Source organism: Anaerococcus sp. HMSC065G05 (assembly GCF_001812365.1).
Lineage (GTDB): Bacteria > Bacillota > Clostridia > Tissierellales > Peptoniphilaceae > Anaerococcus > Anaerococcus vaginalis.
Genome location: NZ_KV808696.1, coordinates 40544 through 62841, shown reverse-complemented (window position 1 = coordinate 62841; position 22298 = coordinate 40544). Strand labels below are relative to the sequence as shown.

Sequence of the window (22298 nt, the reverse complement as noted above, 5' to 3'; positions counted from 1 at the left end):
ATTTACTCCTCAAACCAGATAATTTCGCCTGCATCAATTTCTATTTCGTGCGCATTTTTATCTCCATCATAAACAATAGATTTTACTTTTTCATTTGAATTGTTTATTACACAATATTTAGAAATTTCAGGATAAGCAGTTACTTCTAGCCTAATGTCTTTAGCAAAATATTTTTCTAAAATATCTTCCTTATGAGAAACATAGTGAATAGCTCTTTTTAACAATCTTGTATTTTCTAAACTATAGGAAAGGCCCATAGCATAAAAACTTCTTCCTTTTCCATAATCATTTGCTGCCATATAGACTTCATTATTTTCATATTTTAAAATTTGAGTCTTTTCATTTATTGCATAAACATTTGGTTTTTCTTCCCCATATTTATATTCTTTTAAATCTTTAGTTATAAAATGACCTTTAGTTTCTTGTGTAAAATATCTATCAAATCCTTGTGAAAATCCTTTTTCAACATCAACTCCCAATACATCTGCAAGTTGGAAAAATCTTCCTTGATGTTGGTAAGCACTTGGCTCTCCTATTCCAATAAAACCTCCGCCTTCATAAACAAATTTTCTAATATTTGCAAGAACTTCTGGATCTAAGAAATTTTCTCCACCAGAAAATGCAGTATAAGCATCTCCAGCATTAATTATTACATCAATGTCCTTATCAATTCCTTTTTTTACATCTTCAAAATTAATAAATTTAACATCCATGTCCATACCAGAAAGTGCTTCAATTATTCCACTGTATGAATAAGCTAATTTAAACCATTTTCCATGAGCTACAACATAAGCTCCCCAAGTTCTTATAGAGCCCCAAGAATTTAAAATTGCAACTTTACAAGCCTTATAAGGTTTTGCCTTTGATGAAATATCATAAATTTCTCTAAATTCATCTGCAACTTTTGTTATATAATCAATAAATTTTGGAAATTTGTAAGCAAGAGATAAGTATCCGCCATATCCAATCCTATCAAGAGGATTTCTCAATAAAGCACGTCTTGCCTTTACCCAATTATCTTTTGCTTCAATTGATGGGTCATTTCCTTCATAAAATTCATCTGGGAAAAAGTATGGTAAAAATCTCCCCTCTGTCATAGGAACATCTATATCTGAAATTATTCTTAAAGTTGCTCCATCTCCAACAGAGCCAACAACTCCATCAAGTCCTATATTTTTAAAATATTTTCCATAAGGCTCTGTTCCAATCCAATGATCTCCCAAAAACATTATTGCTTTTTTGCCATATTTATGAACAAGATCAACTAATTTTTTTGCCTTATTAGAAACAAATCTTTGTTGAAAATCAATGTAATCTAAATATTTTTTGCTTGGTATTCTGTAATTACTATTATAAAAACCTTGGTCAACAAAATCTTCACTTGTTAATCTATAACCATATTCTTTTTCAAAGGCAATCATAGCCTCTGGGGAAACGCTGTTTGAATATCCAAACCAATCTACATATTTTTCCTTAGCATCTTCATTAAAGAAAAGTGAAAATTGATAGAAAAAAGTTGTAAATCTTACTACATTTGTTTTTGGATTTTCTTGTAACCATTTTTCTAAATTCTTTTCTACAAATTCACTAGATTTTTCATATCTAACATCAAAAGGAATATGATGAGCAACTTCATCTCCCCAATCATTTGTTATATGATTGTACATTTGAACTGGATCCCAAATTCCATAAGCCAAAAAGTTTACTGTATAAACATGATAAGGAATTGTTTTTACACTAACTATATCTTTTTCTTTATCAATTTCCCAATTTGAAGGATCAACAACTTCGCCTGTGCTTCTATCATAAACTTGCCACCATTTTTTTGGATCATAATCATAATCAGCTATTAATTGTTTTTTGTAATAACCTTTTAGAAAATCAATTTTTGTAATATCGCTTGTTGCTGTTACAAAATCACTTATCAAGAAAAATCTAGATCTTTCAAAAGGAACAGTTTCTGCAAATTCGTTGTGACCACGAGTTGGAAAGAAGTTTGTATATATGTCAACTCCTTCTATATCTTTAATCTCATCTGGAAGATATGTTCCATCAGAATCTCTTATTGCATCTGCTCCAAGCTTTTCAAGCATTTCGCAAGTTTCATCATAAAAATTTGCTTCACTTGGAAGAGTCAATCTTCCTCTTTTTTTATCTATCATCCCTTATCTCCTCCTACCATCATTCCTTCAGTAAGTTGTTTTTGAACTAAAATATAAATTATTAATGTTGGTATCATTACAATTACTAGACCTGCGTAAAGTCTTCCATAATTTGCTGCTCCTCTTGCTGCTTGTTGAAGATTTATTAATCCAACTGGCAAGGTTCTTTTTGATGGATCAGTCATAAGAGTTAGGGCTAAAATATATTCATTCCAAAACATCAAAAAATTAAACAAAATAACTGTAATAACTGCTGGTCTTGCCATAGGTATCATTATATCCATCATAGTTCTATAATAACCAGCCCCATCAATATAAGCTGCCTCTTCATAAGATTTAGAAATTGATGAGAAAAAGTTTGTCAAAAGATAAACTGTAAATGGAACTGCTGTTGACGCATATATTAATGCAAGGACAAATCTATTATTTAATAAAGCTAATGGAATAGATTTTGAAACATCTCTTAACATTAAAAATATTGGTATAACGATGTATGACAAGTTTATAAATAAACCTGCTTTTATATATGAAGTTACGAATCTTCTTCCTTTAAATTGCATTCTTGCCAAAATATATGAAAATGGAAGTGATATAAGCAAAAGCAAAGCCAAAGCAATTGCTGTAACTATCAAAGAATTTAAAAAATAATCTCCCATATTAGCAGCGGCCCACGCATCTTTAAAGTTATTTAAGTAAAAACTCATAGGCAAGGCCCAAGGGTTGCCATAAAATTCTGGATTTGTTTTTATTGATGCCATAAAAACCCAAAAAACTGGGACTAAAATTGATAAGGCAAAAATAACCAAACACAAATAAATAAATATATTAAAAAGTTTTGATTTTTTCTTCATTTTTTTCTCCTAGTATTGCATGATATCTCTTTTTGTCAATCTATGAATTATTGCTGAAAGAATAAAAGAGAATAAGAACACGACAACACCAATAGCAAGTCCATAACCAAAAGATGAATTGGTGTAGGCTTGTTCATATTGATAATTTAATAGGGTAAGACTTGCACCATCAGGTCCTCCGCCTGTCAAAGCTTTTATAATTTGGAAAGCTATATTGATATTTGAAATTACATAAAATGTTAATGTAGTTCTAATTGTTTGCCATGTAAGTGGTAAGGTAATATCAAAAAATTGACGAATTTTTCCAGCTCCATCGAGGTTTGCTGCCTCATATAAATGTTCAGGAATTTGACTCATAGTTGACATATACATTACCATATAATATCCAATTGCTTGCCAAATCATTGCAAAGCCAATTGAATAAACAACATACATCCTATCTCCTAAAAAAGGAACATTGGTATGATTACCATTAAATAATCTCATAAATCCATTTATAAGACCTTGATCCATTCCATAAATTGCTGCAAAAATTGATGCAATAACTGCTATAGAAAGGATGTTTGGTATATAAAATATAATCCTAAAGAAATTTTGGCCTGCTATTTTTTCTCTTGATAAAATTGATGCGAAAATAATTGCCAAAAACATAGTCACGATTGTAACTATTACTATTAAAAATATTGTATTTTGAAAAGACCTAATAAAATTACTATCAGAAAATAATAATTTAAAATTAGCTAGACCAACAAAAGTTTTATTTCCAGATAAGCCCCCCGTTTTAAACAAAGACTCATAAAATACATTTATGGTAGGATAGACCATAAAGATAGTATAAAGTATCAATGAAGGTAATAATCCTAAGGCTATAAATCGTTTTTTATCCTTACTATTTTTCATATTAACTCCTTATAAAAATTTAAGGCGGAATAGACCGCCTTAATTATTTTCAATTACTTTTCAGCTTTTACAGCTTCTGATATTTTTTGTGCTGCAGATACTACATCTTTTTGCCAATCTTTTACAGATTTATCTTTATTTGCTACTGAGTTTATAGCATCAAATAATTCTTTTGACATATCTACACCTTCAACTGCTGGAGCTGCTGCCCATCCACCTAGAGCTGCTTTTACATCATCGCCATAGATTGAATAGAATAATTTTTGATTTTCATCTGTTATCATATTTTCAACATCGTTGATTGGTTGAACTGCTCCACCGTTTTCTATAAATGCTTTTGCTGCTTCGTCTGAGTACAAGTAAGCAAGAAATTCTTTAGCAAGTTCTGGTTCTTTTGCAGTTTGTGTTACAAATATTTGTTCAAACCAAGAATATGCATATCTTTCGCCGTCTTTCATTGAAGGAAGTGGCATAAAGCCCCATTCAAATCCATCAGCAACGCCTTTTGCATCTTTCATTTCTTCAACTACCCAAGTTCCGTTTGGCATAAATAATGCTTCGTTTTTCATAACTTGTAGTTGATTTTGTGTAAATGATTCGTTGTTAGCTTGAGCTACTGTATTTGGATTTAAGTATTCCAAAATTTTTCCTACTGTTTCAAAATATGGTGTAGCTTCATTTTCCCAAGCTTTTGCATCGTAGTTCATCAACTTATCAAATAATTCATTTCCACCAATGTTATAGAACATCGCAAATGAGAATGTGTCAAAATATCCTGTTGTAGGATATGTAAATAATGAAATTTTATCTTTTTTAGCTTCTTCACCAAGTGCTAAGAATTCATCCATTGTTTTTGGAAGTTCATATTTTCCGCCACCGTCTTTAAACATTGCTTTGTTATACCAAAGTCCTGTTGGTGAATAGAATAATGGAGCAAGATATGTTTTGCCATCGCCGTAAGGATTTGTTACAGCGGTATCTGTAAATCCTGGAATTATTTTTTCTCCTACAGTTTTTTCTTCTCCTGGAACTTTTTTGTCCAAAACATCGCTTATATCCATAAGCATTTTTTCTTTAATCATTGTTTCTGTAAGACCTGATTCTTGTCCAATATTATTGTAAATTACGTCAGGAGCATTTCCTGCTTGGATTTCTGGTCTTATTACTTCGTGAATATTTTTTTCAAATTTTGCTTCTACTTTTGCGCCTGTCTTTTTTTCAAAGTTAGCTATAACTTTTTTCCAGCCTTTTGTTCCATATCCGCCGTCAAGACCTGCTAGTGTTAATGTCTTACCTTCGAAAGCCTTTTCAGAATTATCTGAACTTTTTTCAGTTTCTGATGACTTGTTTGACGCTGCATTATTGCTAGTATCGTTTGCTTTATTATTTCCACAAGATGTAAGTGCAAATACTGCTAACAATGCCACCAAAGTTGTTTTCCATTTTTTCATATTTTCCTCCTCGTATATGGTAATTACCTATATTGTTATTATAATTAATAACTTTCAAAAAGTCAAGAATTTTTAGAAACATTTTCAAGGCTTATAACGTGAAAATACTTTCAATTTTTTCTTTTAAAAATACCGTTTTCTAGGAAATAATTTCAAAATTTATTTTTTTATTTTAAATTTGAGTAAAAAAATAGAGTTCAATAAATAAACTAATCTTTTTTTATCAAACTCTTGTGTTTTTTATAAATCATAGAATCCTTTTTCATATTTTTTTAAAGAAGATTTATATAAAAAAATTATAGAAATTATTATTAAGCTTATTACAAATAAAAATCCCAAGTAAATATTTGTAAGATTATAAATTAAATACGCAAAAACTCCTACTATTGTCATTGTTATTCCGCTAATTACATAATAACCTACATTTTGTGATGAGCCTTTTGTAAGATCTCTTTCTTTTTGCCAATGAATGTTAATTGAATTTGCATCCATCAAAAGTCCCAAAAAAGATGAAAGAATACTTTCAAGCGTAAAGCCAAAAAATATCGCTAAGATAACAGGGATATTTATTTTAATTATAAATTTTAATACCATACAAAATGAAATATTTATAATTAAATTTACAAGATTTATTGATAGAGCTCTTCCCAAAATATTTTCTTTTGGGCTTATTGGCAAGGTTAGGGTTTGGTACAAGCTTTCTCCTTCTCTTGAAAGGGAAGAATTTATTGCCAAGTCGTTTGCTGTTATGAAAAATCTAAAGACAAATGCTCCAATAATTATAAATAAATATATTTCTACATTTGAAATATCAAGTTTTTTTATAAAATCAAACATTTCAATTGTCCCAAATCCCCATATACATGTAAAAATTATCATAGATGAAATAATTGGAAACAAATATACTGGACTTTTTATAATAGTTTTAAAGTCTTTTTTAAAAATCGCTATTATAGTTGATGATTTTTTGCTTGATATTTTTATATTTTTCTTGTGAATTTTTCTTTTTTCATTTCCTAATAGAGAATCAAAATATATTTTTGATGCAAGCTTTGCCAAAATATATAAGATTAAAAAAGTGTATATATAAAGAAGAAAAGTATAAATAATAAAATCTATTCCACTTCCTCCTAAACTTTTTCCATAAATTCTTGTATGGAAAAATAAAAGTGACAACTTATCTTTATGGTCAAGAAAAATTTTTGCTACTAACTCAACTATATTTTTATCTCCATCTTTCCTATAAGAATAAAAATATATAAAGCCCAAAAGCAAAAGCAAAAATCCATATCCAATAAATTTCAAACTGGTTTTGTAAAATCTTATGTTTGAATACCTCATAATTACCATTATAAAAATAGAAATTATGGCAACTGATGTTACAAATATTGGAAATGAATTTATTATCATGCCAAAAAATCTAATAAAGGAAAATCCCTTATTAAATAAATAAACCAAAATCATCAAAATATAAAAATAAAATATTTCAAATTTAGATAAAATTATGGCAAGAAATTTTGACAAATAAATTTCTTCATCTTTTATTGGCATAGTCATCAATATATTTGTGTCCTTGCTTTTTGAATAATCAGAAATCAAATCAACCGCCGATAAAATTATTGTAAAAATACTTATGATTAGACTAGCAGATAAAAAATAGGAATATTCATCATTTTTCCTTAAATACGAAAACGCCAACAAGGAAAATGTTGCAAGTCCCATAATAGTATAAAATCCATACATCAAAAGTATGTATAAAATCCTAAGTGTATAATCATTTGGAAGTCCATAAACTTTTGTTCCTGGCAAATATTGGGCGATTTCTTCCTTAAAATTTTTCCTAAAAAGAATTTTTAATCTTTTATTTTTCATCTGTAAGCTCCAAAAATAATTCTTCTAGGGATTTACTTTCATTAAGATTTGCTCTCATTTCTGAAAGCGAACCTACTGCTACAATTTTTCCTTTGGAAATTATAGCAAGTCTATCACAAATATTTTCAGCAACTTCCATAATATGAGTTGAAAAGAAAACCATCTTTCCTTCATCTTTTCTTTCTTTCATTATTTTTTTAAGATTAAAAGAAGATTTTGGATCAAGACCAACCATTGGCTCATCTAAAATCAAAAGATCTGGATCGTGGATAAGGGATGCAATTATGGCAAGTTTTTGCTTCATTCCATGAGAATAAGAAGAAATCAAATCAGCCATAGCCTCTCTTATATCAAAATAATCAAGATAAGTATTGAGCCTTTCATCTCTAGTTTTTTCATCAATCCCATAAATATCTGCCACAAAATTTATATATTCAACTCCTGTAAATTTATCAAATAAATCTGGATTATCGGCAAGATAGGAAAATTTATTTTTGTATGAAATAGGATCATCTTCTAATTTTAATCCATCAATACTGATCTCTCCTTTTGTATTTTTGATAAGACCTACAATTGCCTTTATAGTTGTAGATTTTCCAGCGCCATTTGGCCCCAAAAATCCAAAAATTTCTCCATTTTTCACTTCAAAAGAAATATCATCAACGGCAAGCTTGCCATTATTGTATTTTTTTGTAAAATTTTTAACTTCTAACATAAAATCTCCTTTATCTTAAAGCCTATAAAATATTTACCCAACTTCCAAACAAAAAAATCTCACAGAATTTTCCGTGAGATTTTTAAAAATTTATTTAATTTGCGCCATCAATTTTAACAACCGGCTTTTCGTATTCGCCGTGAACCTTTACAGGGTCAACTGTTAGACGAGCAATGTTAAACGCATGGTCTCCGATTCTTTCTACTGTTGATGCAATATCGACAAAAACTGAGCTTGCAACTGTAGATAATTTTTCGCCTTCGGTAAGTCTTCTATAATGAGATCTTCTTAAATTTTGTTCTAATAAATCCAAGTTTGCCTCATCTTCTCTGAGTGTTTCGTACAAGGCTGAATCTTCAGATTCAAAAACTTCTATGGCATTTACATAGTTATGAATTACAAGCTCATAAATACTATTTAAATCAGCCAAGGCCTCATCGTTATATTTTTCTCCCGCTTCATTTATTTCATCAAAATATTCTCCAAGATTTTGAGCAAGATCTGAAACTCTTTCTACATTTATTTGTACTTGCAAATAATTGTGTATATCAGCCTCAAGCTCGCTAACTAAATTTGATTTTGAAATATCTAAGATATATTTTTGAATTTTTGTATCCATTTCATTTACCAAAGCCTCAGCTTGATTGGCGGTTGATAAATCATTTTTATCTCTTGAATTTAAATATTTTTGAGTTGATTTTATAGTTTCAAGAGCAATTTTACTTTCTTTTATGATGGCAGTTTTTGCTTGGTCAAGAGCAGCTGCTGGGAAAGTATTTATTAGACTTTCTTCGAGTTCAATGTCTGAAACGTCAGAGAAAATTGAATCTTTGCCAGGAATAATTTTGTGAAGTATTGTTGATACTTGCTTAATAATTGGAACAAATAAAATCATACCCACAAAGTTAAATGAAAAATGTCCCAAGGCAATAGTCATCATTGGATTTAAGGAAAATTTATCAGAAACAAAAGAAATAAATCCTTCGTAAGGCACCAATAATACCAAAAATATTGCTGAAATTATAACATTAAACAAAACATGGAATAAGCTTGTTCTTTTTGCAGACAAAGAGCCACCCAAAGATGCAAGAACTCCAGTTATACAAGTTCCAATATTTGCTCCAAATAAAAATCCTAAAGAAAGATTTAAGCCAATAGCTCCAGACGCATACAAAGATTGAACAATACCAATAAAAGCAGATGAAGATTGGATAATAGCAGTAAGAACTGCTCCAACCAAAACAGCAATTATAGGATTTTTGCCAAGATTTGTAACTATATCTTCAAAGCCTGGAATATTTTTAAGCTCAGCAAGGCTATCTCCCATCATTTTTAGACCAATAAATAAAAGTCCAAAACCAATTAAAATTTCTCCAATATATTTGCCCTTTCTCTTTTTTGAAAATAAAAAAACAATAACTCCAATAAGGCAAATAAAATAAGATAAATAATCTAAATTAAAACCAATCAAAACAGCTGTAACAGTTGTACCAATATTAGCACCCAAAATTACACCGATTGCTTGCTCAAGGCTCATCACACCTGCCCTAACAAAAGAAATAGCTATAACTGTAGTTGCTGATGATGATTGAATTAATCCCGTAATAACAATTCCAACTAGAACTCCTTTAATAGGATTTGACGTATACTTTTCTACATATCCCCTAAGTTTTGGTCCAGCAAAATTTGTAAGAGAATCCCCCATCAAATTAATACCGAACAAAAATATTGCAAGTCCCCCTGCAATAAGGTTCCATTGCAAAGACGATAAAGTCGATAATTGCATAATTCCTCCAAATAATTTTTTTAAGATAAAAGATTTTTCAAAAATCTCACCTAGTTATAATATTATCATAAAAAATATAAAACAACAATTGAAAAATAAATATTTCAAACTAAAATACAAATTAAAATCAGACAAATATTTTCCCCTTTTAAAATTTTTTTATCTACTAAAAAATTTTTAAAAATAAACCAAATTATAATTAAAAATAAAAAAATCTTAAAAAATAAATATAATTGACAGCTAATGATTATTAGCCTATAATGGAATTAAGAAATATTTCTTAGGAGGTCTAATGAATACAAAAGAAAAAATTTTGTCAAAATCCTTGGATTTATTTTCCAAATATGGATATTCAGATATGTCTATGGAAAATCTTGCAAAAGAAGTTGGCATAAAAGCTCCTTCTATTTACAAACATTTCAAATCAAAAAAAGATATTTTTGATACTATCGTAAAAGATGCAATGATTAGAATAGACAATCAAATTGATGATGTGGATGATTACAAAATAATAAAAAATAATCAAAAAACATTAAATATAGAAAAATTATCTATAGATATTTTTAAATACTTACTTCACGATCCCTTTGTTTCAAAAGTTAGGAAAATGTTATCTATAGAAATGTACAAAAATCCACAAGCCATGCAATTTTATGTAGAAAAATTTATCCATAACCCAATGACAAAACAACAAGAAATTATAAATTATTACGGGCTAAGCAAATTTGCTGATTTGAAAGTTTTATCAACAATCTTTTATTCTCCAATTTTACTTGCAGTAAAATTATATGATGCAAATCCAGAAAAAGAAGATGAGCTTGTAGAACTATTAAAAAAATCCTACGAACAATTAGAAAAAATTATTATATGAAAATTTATTTTTATATTTCAATTACTAAAAGGAGGAATTATGAATATAAACAATAAAGTCAAAACATACGGTGTAGAAAAAACTTTAAAATATGTTCACAAAGACCCAGAAAAAAATTTGAAAAAAGCAATTGATTTAGCAAAAAAAATTTCGCCAAATGATTATAAAACACAAATAGAAACAATAGATAAAGTAATAAAAGATCCAGAAGATGTTTACCATAAATACATATTAAATATGCTAAACACAATAGATCCCGAAGTGTTCGACAAAACAATTATAAATTTTCTATTAAATTCAGTCTTGTTCAGTGAAGATTTAAAAAAAGAAAGCAGAGAAAAATATAAGTGTAATATTCCTTGGACAATTCTTCTAGATCCTACAACAGCCTGCAATTTAAAATGTAAGGGTTGCTGGGCAGCAGAATACGGTAATAGTTTGAATTTATCCTATGAACAAATCGATGATATTATTCGTCAAGGAAAAGAATTAGGAATCTATTTTTACATTTTTACAGGCGGCGAGCCACTTGTAAGAAAAAAAGATATAATAAAAATTTGCGAAAAACACAATGACTGTGAATTTTTGATTTTTACAAATTCAACCCTAATCGACCAAGATTTCATAGACGAAATGCTTAGACTTAAAAATATAGTTCCAGCCATATCCGTTGAAGGAGAAGAATTTACAACCGATGCAAGAAGAGGAGATGGAGTTTATAATAAAGTAATTAAAGCAATGGAATTATTAAAAGAAAATAAACTTCCATTTGGAATATCTTGTTGCTACACTTCCCAAAACTATGAGTCAATAATTAGCGAAGAATTTGTAGACGAAATGATAGAAAGAGGAGCCTTATTTGCTTGGTATTTCCACTTTATGCCAGTAGGAAAAGGAACAGGCAAAGAACTCTTGCCAAAACCTGACCAAAGAAAACACGTTTACCATCAATTAAGAAAATTTAGAAAAACAAAACCACTATTCTTCCTAGATTTTCAAAATGACGCTGAATATATCGGAGGCTGCATTGCAGGAGGAAGAAATTACCTTCACATAAATGCAAATGGCGATTTAGAACCATGCGTATTTATCCATTATTCAGACTCAAATATAAAAGAAAAAACCCTAGTAGAAAGCCTACAATCACCATTATTTATGGCATATCACGACGGACAACCATTTAACGAAAATATGCTAAGACCATGTCCAATGCTAGAAAATCCAAATTTATTAAGAGATATGGTAAAAAAATCAATGGCAAAATCAACAGATATATTAGAAAAAGAAAACGTAGACGACTTATGCGACAAATGCGAAGACTACGCCAAAGATTGGAAACCAGTTGCAGAAGAATTGTGGAATAAATAAACTCTAAAAATAAATCGAATTAGCAAAACTTATTGAAAATAAGAATTTAAAAAAGTGCCTTAAGGCACTCACAACTAAAAAAAACAAATCCTCATGCAAAAATATTAAAATCCTAAAATTTGCATTTGAGGATTTGTTTTATTTAAAACACATTCAAAAAAACTTAATCACTTTTTCCATCTTTCGAATAAATCGTCTCAAGTCTTTCATCTTCATTTACCACTTCCATTTTAATTATTTCATCTCCCGAAACATAGCAGATTACATAAGTTTTTTCACTTACCCCTTGCCTTATTTCAAAAACATTTTCATCCTCTAAGACCTCTCCATTAGCTTTTCCTATTTCATTTAAAAGTTTTTTATAATCAGTACTTTCTCTTATAAAATTTCTAAAAAAATCAACAGAAAGCTTCCTATCAACGGGCTCATATTCTCTTCTATTTCCATACAAAATCATAGTTTTGTAATCTTCACAAGCTTCTTTTTGCACATATATTCCATCTTTAGAATGCCAAAGGAAATATCTGTCTTCGTAAGCATTTTTTATCGCCAAATCAATGATATGAATACCCTGATTTTTTGGATTATTTTTATCCGAAGTTACAACTTTCATATAAATAAAAAATTCTTCCTTACCCTTTTTCAACATCAAATCAGCATCCAGACACCAATAACTCTTATCTTGAATGCCTTGTGTACGAGTCAAAATATCATTCCTATCAAAATCGCTGGATTTAGCATTTGCTTTATAAAATTTCAAAAAATCATCTAATTTCTTATCAAACTTATCCTTATTTCTTACATTTTCTGCAAACATCTTCTTTATAGCTTCCTTATCATTTTCATCAGCTGCACTAAGAAAATCCGTAAGAATTTTAGAAAAATCCTCATCATCAGAAGAAAATAAATAATCAGCCATAAAAGCTCTCCCACATCCAGATAAAAATATGGTAATAAATAAAAAAATTCCTATTATCCTTTTTTTAATCATTAAATTTCCCCAAACTATTCCTATAAAATTATATATCAATTGTTAAAAATTTCACTTAAAATAAAATTCAAGAAAAAATTTCATCAAACAAATCATTTTGACAATCCAAATGCCCAACAAAGCCAACAGGAATTTTCCCGCAAGTTGCATCAATAATCTCCCTTGCACCACTTTCTCCAAAAGCTCCACAAAGCTCAATAACATCAGCAATCCCAATTAAAGATTTAGCAACCACTTTAGCCTCATCCAAATTTCTAACACCAATAATTTCAGCGTTATTATTTTTCCCAATAGCTTTCCTATCAACCTTTGAATCAAAAGGTCCCATAATCAAATAAACAAATTTCATATAATTTAACTCCTTATATTTTCTAATTGCATGATTGTTTATATATTTCTATAAATTACTTCAGATTAAAACAACTTATCATTTTAAAATCCTATTTCAGCATCAAGTCTCTCTTGAATTGATTCATATTTATATCTTTCATATAAGTCATAGTATATTTGAGCTGTTTTAGGGTAAAGAGATTCTAAATATTGAGCATTTCTTTTAAAATTATTAGCTATTTCTGTTTCTTCTTTGCCTCCTGAAAAAATGTATATACCTCGTCTATTGTATATAGATGATTCATATGCATTTATCAATTCATTATCGCCGTATTTCTCAATCATTTGTCTTACTGCAATACATGGTTCATATCCATCCTCGCCAATAGGTGAAAAAGCTAAAAATCTTCCAAGAGTTTTGGTAAAGTAACTTCCATGATTATTTTTATTCAATAATTCCTTATATTTTTTTATCCACAAATCTAATTCTTCTTCAACAACAATTCCATTTTTTTCAGTAGGACAAAAACTAGAACCTTGATTAATTGTAAATAAATATTTGAAAAGTTTTTCATTATTATAATTATCAAGACCTAATTCTTTATCCTTTTTAAAAAATACAGAAATTATATTAGCAAGAATTTCGGGAAATTTTTTAAACATTCTTTGAAAACACTTCATATCTTTTAATTCTAATAAATTATTCGCCATTAAATGTAACTCAATTTTAGAAATTATTTTACATTTTTTTAAATCTTCAATATAAGCATTTTGAATCAAACTAATTAACTCTTGAGCATGATAACTTGCCAATTGATTGTTTTTTGATATAGCAATTGTTCCTATATCTTTTAAACAATCAAATATTTTATCTACAGTTATTTTCCTATTATAATTTATATAGAAAATTTGGCTTATATAAATATCTAAAGTTGCGTATTTTTTACTTTCACTTATAACCCATAAATCATTACATGCATTACAAATAATATATTTTCTCCAAAAAATATTCTTAATTGAATCTTTAGCACTATTTACTAAAGGAATTTTTTTTGTTATCATTGCCTCAATTCTATATACAATTGCTATTATATCTTCTGAATATTCGTCTTCTAATAAATCATCTATTATTAAAGCAAATTTTATTAACTTTTTTATTATTTATACTATCCAAATAATCTAGAGCAAATTGGCCGGATTTTTGTGATTTTAATAGTTTTTTGAATACTTCATAGTCCCATTGACCATCATTCCAATATTTTGCAAGATCCATACCTAATGTTAAATAATCATAACTAGAACAAATTTTTGCTAATTTAGTTAAATCATAGTCCATTTTTTGAAATTCATTAATCTTTTCTTTTATAAGATTTTCTCTAAATATCTTGTTTTCAACTTGACCAGTTTTCTTATCAAAAGTTACAGGGTATAAAATTGGATAGTCATATCCATTTTTAAATAAATAAACATATTCGTATTCTGGTGTACTAATATATATTTTATTAAGAAGTTTTTCATATTCTACAATATTATTCTCAGACATAGACCAGTCTGATGATGAAAAATATCTATGTTTAAAGATAATATTTCGTAGTTTATTTTTAACTTCCATTTTTTCATTATCAGACATTTGACCCAACTCTTCTAATAGCTGATTAAAGATTTTTACTCTAATATTTTTTGTTAATTTACTTGAATAATCAAGCATTTTAATCCAACGATTAGCAGAAAAATCCATATGTTTTAATAGTATTTTCAAATATCCCAACGCTGTTTCTTTCATTTCAGAATATGTAGCATTTTGTGGATTACAGTGTTCTCTATATTTTGGTGTAAATAGTTCTCCTATTATAAAATTTCTATTATTAATCGCTGAAAACAAGTATTCCCATGTGTTATTATAATTAATTTCAAGAGCCACTTCTGCTGCTTTAATTTTTTCTTCAGCTGTTTTTAAATAGGAATAGTTCATCCATACACAAAATATTTTATCAATAGTATCTTTAAAATAATTGTAATTAAATTTTTTTGAGTCTAATTCAAGAAGTATTCTAAAAGATTTCCAGAAGTATTTTTTTTGTGAAATCAACTCTTCAATACCAGATATTATATTAATATAATAATTTCTATCAAAAATTATATCTTTTGATTTTTGATTAAAAAGAGAAAGTAATCCTGTATCTTTAATTAATTCATTTTCCATTCTATCTATTACTTTGTTGGGAGATATTTCACATAATTCAATCCAAAAATTTGATATATAAATCCACTGTTTTCTATTTTTAACACAATTTAAAATATCTTCAACCAATTGATCAAGCGAAGATTGGATTTTTTCATCATTTTTATATGCCCCTTTAATAATAAGAGTTTTTAACATTCCTCTTCTTAAAGTTTCAGAAAAAAATAATTTTTCATTTTTAAGATCTGCAATAATTCTTTCATTTTCATTATATGTAAATATATTCTCCGATTCATTAACTACGATTAGTAAATTTGAAATAAAAGATTTCCATATTTTCTCATTAGTTAATACGTCTATGTAAGACCAAATATTTTCATATGATGCCAAATAGTAATAAATAGAGTTTCTACGATTAACCACATATAAAAAAGGATCTTCAGCTTTAGTATATGGCAAAATTTCTTCTAAGAATTTATCATATGAATCTTCATATAATGATTCAATTATTAATTTATCTCCTTCAATTTCTTGCCAACTTCCAATAAGAAGGCAAGTTTTTTTGGCTTTCTCACTTAATTCATTTACCCACGAAGGTCTTATAAGATACTCACCTTTAAAAATTTTTTTCTTCAACTGACTATATAAACCATTCGTATCAGAAACTAAGGAATAAGAACTTTCATAATCTAGACCAGATCTTTCTAATGATTTTAATAATGTATAACGTGTTCTAGGACGTAATTTTAAAACTTCTTTGTCAAACCTAGGTGTATTTTCATCCCCTACAAAAATATTAGTATTATTCTCAATAGTAACTATTTCGTCAGCATAAAAGTTAGGAATATAAATGTTATCTTTAACTCCCATAGTTTGAAGTTTATTCCAAGAATCTAAATTTTTAACAACATAAATAGGGCGCCTTTCTTTAAGTCTCCACAATTCATTAATTATACAGTATATGGTTTCTTCCTTATTAAAACCACTAACATAAACTACTTCATTATTTTTTAAATCTTTAAATTTATCTTTAAAATGATCATCATCAATAACAAAAAATTCAATTCCTATTGCTGGGGAATTTGTACTTCTTTTTAAATACATATCAATTTCTCCAGAAGATAAAATATCAAGTTTTTCTTTGAAATAAATTTTAAGATCATTTTCAATCTTATCAATACGGTTTTGAAGTTCTATAAAACATTTTTTCTCCTCAGCTCTCCATTCCTTTTGAAAATATTGACCATATTTTTGAGAATCTATATTTTTTAGTTCTTCTAAAACTGTATAAGTTATTCTATATGTATAAGATTCTGCAATTTCATTAGGAATTTCATATTTTTCCATCAATTTCATCAAAGAATTGAATAATTTTGATTTTAAATTATAACCATCTTCCTTTTTTAAATCATTAGCAATCTTGGATAAATTTTTTTTAGATAAAGTTAATTCTAAATCTTTAAAAAACAAATTTGCATATTGTTCATTTTTAATAAAAAATTCTCCAGTTTCAACAATTAACTTCTTCCACTTATGTGATTTTTTGTATCTTTTTACCCAATTCTTAGAAGCTAAATTCAAAATATTAATAGCTTCAGCTCTACCAAATGACATAATAAAATTAAGTAATAATTCAATAGCCATATCAACAACTCCTCTAATAATTAATAAAGTAAATTATTTTTATAATCTAATATCATAATTTTATTTAAAATTAATAATTGACAATTTTTTATTTATAAATAGATATTTATTTAGATATTTATTCCTATTTAAATTAAACTGAACTTAGGTTAATTTTACACATGTATAAAAATCTGTCAAATTATGTAATTCGTTCCTTAAAAATAGTTTAAACTAAAATAAGATAATCCTCAAACAAATAAATATGCAGGATAATATTTAATTCCTAAAAAATCTTATATCATTTTTATTTAAAGCTCCCATCAAATTTTCTTAATTATTAGTTTTTTCCTAATTATAATATTGGATATTTAAGAATTTATTCTCTTTAATAGAACCTACCATATTTTAAATTCCTATTTAACATTTCTTATATAATAAATTAATTACATTTTCACCAATGACATATTAAAAAAATTGAATTTTTTTCTAGATTTTCGTAAAACCATATAATTTTTTAACTTTTTTATTATTATAAGCTAATTTTTAATCCACATTAAATATTTTTAATATTTACACGATTTAATTACTTCTCATATATAAAAAACGACTCATTTTGAGCCGTTATTTATATTCTTTATTCCCATTCTTCTTTTTCAAATGTACGATATATCCCAAACCATTCAAAATACTAGATTCTATTTTTTCTAATACCACTAAATCCATATAATTATAGGGCACTTCCAAATTTTTAGTCCCGTCCAAATACCATAGGAAATTTTATAAATTTTAACTCCTTTAGTTTCCCTATCATCTATCTCGAAGGAGACGTGATTTAATTCATCAAGTCTTTTCATAAGTTTTCCAAGCAGATCAAGCATTTTGTATTTATCTTTTTTCTCTTGGTTTTTGTCAAAAAACACTGGCTGATTATTATAATTTTTTTTGGACATATTCATCATTGTCAACAAGATCTATTCCTGTAACTAACTCTTTATTTTTTGTATCAAAAACATCCTTCCTAAGTGGATCAGATATAAAATCTAACATTATGATTAATTTCTTCATTATCTTGTACCTTCTCCAGGATAAACCGATACTATAAATCCCTTTGTTCCAACCGCATAAAGAACATAATGTTTCCCACCATAGTCATAAACTTTTGTTAGTTTCATTCCATTTTCCTATTTGAAACTAATCTTTCATTTTCAATAACTGATTTTATAAAACTAGGCATTTATTCCTTATAAACGCCAAAAGCCTATTTAAGTAATTGGTATGTATCCGTTGTATTCTTTTATCCAGGCTAATAGGTTTTTTTAGTGAAGATACTATAAGAGCTAAATTTTAATTCTTCTAAATAAATTTTTCTTAAATTATTTGCGATATATAAGTCTCTATTGAATAATATTCATAAACCTAAGGTTTTCTTCTAAGTTACATACATCCACTTCATATTTTAAAATTTTATAATATACACTTTTCAAATCTTCTTTAATATTATAAGTTATTAACTCCTGTGTATTATTTATCATTTGATTAGTAACAAATACCATTAATTTATTTATCAACTCTGCATTATCTTTCGTTATTTCAATAGCTTGTGTGAAAAAATATAAAGTAGATTGCTCTATAGTAAATTCTTTATCAAATTTTTTTAATATTTCCTCTAAATTGCTAGTAAAGTAAGGAAATTTCACTAAAAATTTGATAATAAGGTTTTTTTCATGGTTAGATGTTTTTATTGGATAATTTTCTGCTCGTCTGTCTAAGAATTCTTTTATCCATTTATCAAATATTTCTTTTCTTCCCGCTTTATCTAATTGGTCAATACCTTTTGATAACTCAAAATAATATAATTCTAATGTTTCCTCTGCCATATCACTACTAAATATATTAGGAATATAATCTCTTAAAGGATTTTCTGAAAATTTAAAAATTAAAGATATATATCCTTTTAATATTATTTTTCTTAGATTTTTATCAAATATATCTATATTTTTAATAGCTTCATGATATATAGGTTCAAAAACTAATGCAAATTCTGTATATAAATATGACTGATGTACAAAACCACTCCATGCCATTTTTAGTATTTCATCATCATTGGATTTAAATTTATCTAAAGTAAACTTTTCACACCAATCACTATCAATACTATAAAAGAAAGATGCATTACCTAGTATAACAACTAAAGAATCATTATATCCTTCTTCATTTAACATTTGTTCTAAAAAATCCTTAAATCTATCATCTAAATATTTTTCTCCACTATTCTTTACTGAAATTTCTATTAATTTAATTAATGATAAAACTAAATTACCTTTGGATGAATTCAATGCTCTAGTCATATAATCAAGTGATTTTTCTTCTGTATTACTGGAATACTTCCATAATAAATTAATCTTTTTATAAAAGAAATTTACAAGTTTATCACTAATATTCTTTCTTGTATTTACAATTGAAAAAATAACACGAGATATCTCAAGATTATAGATATCAAATATCGGATTAAAAAATACCCTATTAAAAGTATATATTAACTTTTGTTCAGATAAATTAGATTTTTCTAAAGACATTATAATGCCTCTCCATAAATCGGTATCTAGTTTATTTTCCTTGATTAATAATTCTATAAGCTTCTGTCTAAAATTTTCATTTTCAGAACAAATTTTCTCTAATTTTCTAATCAGCGTTATTCTCTCCGCTCGTTCAAACCCATCTCCTTCATAGGATAATAATTCATCAATAATTCCTTCTAAGTTATTAACGATTTCTATTTCAGTGTATGGTAATTGTGCATCACCCAATCTTACAGTAGTAGGACCAATTGATTTTTCAGGATTTTCTCGTGGTTTAAAATAATCATATCTTTCTTTAATAGAATTTATCTTATTAATAATATCATGATTACTTTTATCAAACCTTTGTAGCCAAATTAGTAAGTTATATTTTTGATAAAAGTATGATTCGTCAGTAAAATTATTAGAAAGTTTTTCTTCATTCATTATTTCATTTAAAAATATTTTTTTATCATCATCTTCCAATTTAGGGAAGATATCTGCATATAGCCAAAATAACTCTTCCCTTAAGCTTAAATCTAGAATTTTAATATTATTAGATTGTAATAAATCTAGTTTTTCTTTACCAGTCAGATTGGAAATTTGTCTTAATATAAATAATGCAGATCTAAGCAATATAGAAATATCTGATGAAATATATGTTTGATACCAATATTCCTTATTCTTATTATCCATACCTAATAAAAGTTCTTTGAAAATAATAGTAAATTCTTCATGATTGCTTAGATACTCTTCAGATATTGGGTAGAAAGAAGCAAAATCAAATTCTTCTATATTAAATCCCATAATTTTGTATCTTTGCAATTTATAAATCTGATTTGAGATATTATTTAATATATTAATATAATATTTTTTTTCGAAAGATTTATACTTTTCCCATAAGTATTCATTTTCATATTTTCCGAATTTAAAATCTATATCTATTTTATCTACCGACATAATGAATTTCTTATTTAATACGAACGATAAACTTTTAGAATAAATTTCGCTTGCCACGAAATCTAATTTAGGTGTATTTAAATAGCAAACATCTAACAATCTATCCACCGAAATAAAATCTAAATTATTGAAGTCAATTAAATTAATTAATTTTTCTATTTTTTCAATTTTAGTATTTTTATTACAAATTATTGTCGCAATTTCTATCTGTAATTGGTTGCTCAACATAAAATCTTTATCATAACAAAATTTCAAAAATAAATCGGTTTTATCTACAATTATTTCTCTAGCAAGCCATTCTATCCTTTGAATACCAAAATCATCTACTTTATTATTAGAAAAAACCTCATCAAAATATCCTTTATTGAAAAGGTATTCTGCCCATTCTCTACTTTTTACTTTTGCAAAGAACTGGTTGGAATAGTGTATATTATTTAATATTTCTTTAATTTCGAAGTCAAACTCATCATTTATTTTGTTGGGTACTTCTTCTGAAATATCCTTAATTCTTAAACTCCAGCTATTATCATCCCTGGTTACCAAATTAGATACTCTAAGTAGGGACTCATATATTTGCTTATAATTATTTTTTTCATGAATTATAGGAGTTAATCCTAATGGTTTATAGTTACTAGCTTGGTCACTACTAGTAAAAATATATCTTTTTTTACCAGATAAATCTGGTAATGACCTTGTAAAATACTTCATTACAATGTCACTATAACTATATCCAATAAAAAGTACAGTATATTCTGACTCAAATAAACCTCTTAAAAACATTGTTATATTTCCATGATACATATAAGATTTTCCAAAATCAGAATCTGTAAGCACAATATCTGTAGGATTATTAACATCACCATGTAAATGAACAATTCCATTAAATTTATCACCATATGGAAATGCTGGATAAGAATATATATTTGCCTTTCTTCCTTTTTTTTCTAAGGCACTTTCAAGCATAATATCATAATTAGTAGTAACAATACGAATGTCTTTTTTAAAAAAATCAATCAAAGTTTCATGATTTGTATTTGGTTGAGTCTGAGTTGCATTGAGTATATCGCAAACTTTACTGTGTACATCATGACCTAAATTTCCAACTCTACCTAAGTATTGCTCATCGGACTCATCATTTCTTTTTTCTTGATTGGTCAATTCAGCTATTTTATCCGAAAGTTCATTAAAGCTAGGTAGATTGGTTGGTTCACTCATCGATATACCTGCCCCACAAAAAATCACAAGTTTATCATTTTTTATTGCCTCTACCAATAATTCAGGGTACTCAATATTTTTTATTATCATTATTTTCCTTCCATAATAAGTATGCAAATTGTTACATTTATATTAATTTCTATTGAATCAATTCCAGATATAATTTCAAAATTATATCACTTACTCTAATCATAATATATTTTTAACTAAAATACATAGTTATAATAACAATTTACGGTTATCATAATCAGCTGTCATTATTATTTGTTCAATCATTTATGGAGTAATATTTTCTTTTCCAAACAATCCTACATTAATGTTTGGAAATTATAAAAGTTCATCAGTATGATACTAATCTTGTTTATTTTTATTTTGATCTAGAATTCTAAATAAATTAATATGCGTTACTCAAATCAGACGTAATATCTAATATTATTTTATTATTCAAATATTTGTTTTT

14 protein-coding genes are annotated in these 22298 nt (G+C 27.1%); 2 read left to right on the top strand and 12 right to left on the bottom strand.

The genetic code is table 11. The annotated features are described in order from the left end of the window. Window positions 1-2: 2 nt before the first annotated feature. The 7 genes from gnpA to HMPREF2852_RS03130 form a co-directional block, all read right to left on the bottom strand. On the bottom strand, window positions 3-2162 hold the full coding sequence (gnpA, locus tag HMPREF2852_RS03160) for a 1,3-beta-galactosyl-N-acetylhexosamine phosphorylase (RefSeq protein ID WP_070605902.1): 2160 nt from the start codon (window positions 2160-2162) through the stop codon (window positions 3-5). Continuing rightward, entirely contained in the window at window positions 2159-3013 is an 855-nt protein-coding gene (locus HMPREF2852_RS03155) for a carbohydrate ABC transporter permease (protein ID WP_019118438.1), read from the bottom strand. Before HMPREF2852_RS03155 ends, gnpA begins: the two co-directional genes overlap by 4 nt. 9 nt (window positions 3014-3022) lie before the next feature. Beyond that, entirely contained in the window at window positions 3023-3913 is an 891-nt protein-coding gene (locus tag HMPREF2852_RS03150; protein ID WP_070605901.1) for a carbohydrate ABC transporter permease, read from the bottom strand. 53 nt (window positions 3914-3966) lie between these two features. Then, window positions 3967-5364, bottom strand: coding sequence for a carbohydrate ABC transporter substrate-binding protein (locus HMPREF2852_RS03145; RefSeq protein ID WP_019118440.1), 1398 nt, complete (start codon window positions 5362-5364; stop codon window positions 3967-3969). A gap of 240 nt (window positions 5365-5604) precedes the next feature. Continuing rightward, window positions 5605-7236, bottom strand: coding sequence for a hypothetical protein (locus tag HMPREF2852_RS03140; protein WP_070605900.1), 1632 nt, complete (start codon window positions 7234-7236; stop codon window positions 5605-5607). Further along, on the bottom strand, window positions 7226-7951 hold the full coding sequence (locus HMPREF2852_RS03135; RefSeq protein ID WP_070605899.1) for an ABC transporter ATP-binding protein: 726 nt from the start codon (window positions 7949-7951) through the stop codon (window positions 7226-7228). Before HMPREF2852_RS03135 ends, HMPREF2852_RS03140 begins: the two co-directional genes overlap by 11 nt. A 94-nt stretch (window positions 7952-8045) precedes the next feature. After that, a complete protein-coding gene (locus HMPREF2852_RS03130) occupies window positions 8046-9737 on the bottom strand; it encodes a Na/Pi cotransporter family protein (protein WP_070605898.1) in 1692 nt (563 codons plus the stop codon). Between the two features lie 292 nt (window positions 9738-10029). Here HMPREF2852_RS03130 and HMPREF2852_RS03125 point away from each other — a divergent pair, with 292 nt between their 5' ends. Together HMPREF2852_RS03125 and HMPREF2852_RS03120 are read left to right on the top strand one after the other, a co-directional pair. Further along, window positions 10030-10608 carry a TetR/AcrR family transcriptional regulator gene (locus tag HMPREF2852_RS03125; protein ID WP_070605897.1) on the top strand — a complete coding sequence of 193 codons (579 nt, stop codon included), beginning with the start codon at window positions 10030-10032 and terminating at the stop codon, window positions 10606-10608. A 39-nt stretch (window positions 10609-10647) separates the two neighbouring features. After that, window positions 10648-11976, top strand: coding sequence for a radical SAM/SPASM domain-containing protein (locus tag HMPREF2852_RS03120; protein WP_070605896.1), 1329 nt, complete (start codon window positions 10648-10650; stop codon window positions 11974-11976). Between the two features lie 163 nt (window positions 11977-12139). On the opposite strand, the gene HMPREF2852_RS03115 is transcribed toward HMPREF2852_RS03120, so the two are convergent. The 5 genes from HMPREF2852_RS03115 to HMPREF2852_RS03095 all read right to left on the bottom strand — a co-directional run bounded on the left by HMPREF2852_RS03115 (window position 12140) and on the right by HMPREF2852_RS03095 (window position 21928). Further along, window positions 12140-12895 carry a DUF5104 domain-containing protein gene (locus HMPREF2852_RS03115; RefSeq protein ID WP_261667965.1) on the bottom strand — a complete coding sequence of 252 codons (756 nt, stop codon included), beginning with the start codon at window positions 12893-12895 and terminating at the stop codon, window positions 12140-12142. Between the two features lie 139 nt (window positions 12896-13034). Beyond that, a complete protein-coding gene (locus HMPREF2852_RS03110) occupies window positions 13035-13316 on the bottom strand; it encodes a DUF6506 family protein (RefSeq protein WP_070605894.1) in 282 nt (93 codons plus the stop codon). Window positions 13317-13399: 83 nt separating this feature from the next. After that, window positions 13400-14359, bottom strand: coding sequence for a hypothetical protein (locus HMPREF2852_RS09860; protein WP_222563203.1), 960 nt, complete (start codon window positions 14357-14359; stop codon window positions 13400-13402). A 58-nt stretch (window positions 14360-14417) separates the two neighbouring features. After that, a complete protein-coding gene (locus HMPREF2852_RS03105) occupies window positions 14418-17123 on the bottom strand; it encodes a hypothetical protein (RefSeq protein ID WP_222563202.1) in 2706 nt (901 codons plus the stop codon). Window positions 17124-18499: 1376 nt separating this feature from the next. Then, on the bottom strand, window positions 18500-21928 hold the full coding sequence (locus tag HMPREF2852_RS03095; protein WP_070605892.1) for an SIR2 family protein: 3429 nt from the start codon (window positions 21926-21928) through the stop codon (window positions 18500-18502). Window positions 21929-22298: the final 370 nt, after the last annotated feature.

Coding starts and splice junctions, on each gene's coding strand:
- HMPREF2852_RS03110 (WP_070605894.1), bottom strand. CDS start 13,316: ATGAAATTTGTTTATTTGATTATGGGACCTTTTGATTCAAAGGTTGAT.
- HMPREF2852_RS03135 (WP_070605899.1), bottom strand. CDS start 7,951: ATGTTAGAAGTTAAAAATTTTACAAAAAAATACAATAATGGCAAGCTT.
- HMPREF2852_RS03105 (WP_222563202.1), bottom strand. CDS start 17,123: ATGGCTATTGAATTATTACTTAATTTTATTATGTCATTTGGTAGAGCT.
- gnpA (WP_070605902.1), bottom strand. CDS start 2,162: ATGATAGATAAAAAAAGAGGAAGATTGACTCTTCCAAGTGAAGCAAAT.
- HMPREF2852_RS03115 (WP_261667965.1), bottom strand. CDS start 12,895: ATGGCTGATTATTTATTTTCTTCTGATGATGAGGATTTTTCTAAAATT.
- HMPREF2852_RS03120 (WP_070605896.1), top strand. CDS start 10,648: ATGAATATAAACAATAAAGTCAAAACATACGGTGTAGAAAAAACTTTA.
- HMPREF2852_RS03145 (WP_019118440.1), bottom strand. CDS start 5,364: ATGAAAAAATGGAAAACAACTTTGGTGGCATTGTTAGCAGTATTTGCA.
- HMPREF2852_RS03130 (WP_070605898.1), bottom strand. CDS start 9,737: ATGCAATTATCGACTTTATCGTCTTTGCAATGGAACCTTATTGCAGGG.
- HMPREF2852_RS03095 (WP_070605892.1), bottom strand. CDS start 21,928: ATGATAATAAAAAATATTGAGTACCCTGAATTATTGGTAGAGGCAATA.
- HMPREF2852_RS03150 (WP_070605901.1), bottom strand. CDS start 3,913: ATGAAAAATAGTAAGGATAAAAAACGATTTATAGCCTTAGGATTATTA.
- HMPREF2852_RS03155 (WP_019118438.1), bottom strand. CDS start 3,013: ATGAAGAAAAAATCAAAACTTTTTAATATATTTATTTATTTGTGTTTG.
- HMPREF2852_RS03140 (WP_070605900.1), bottom strand. CDS start 7,236: ATGAAAAATAAAAGATTAAAAATTCTTTTTAGGAAAAATTTTAAGGAA.
- HMPREF2852_RS09860 (WP_222563203.1), bottom strand. CDS start 14,359: ATGATAACAAAAAAAATTCCTTTAGTAAATAGTGCTAAAGATTCAATT.
- HMPREF2852_RS03125 (WP_070605897.1), top strand. CDS start 10,030: ATGAATACAAAAGAAAAAATTTTGTCAAAATCCTTGGATTTATTTTCC.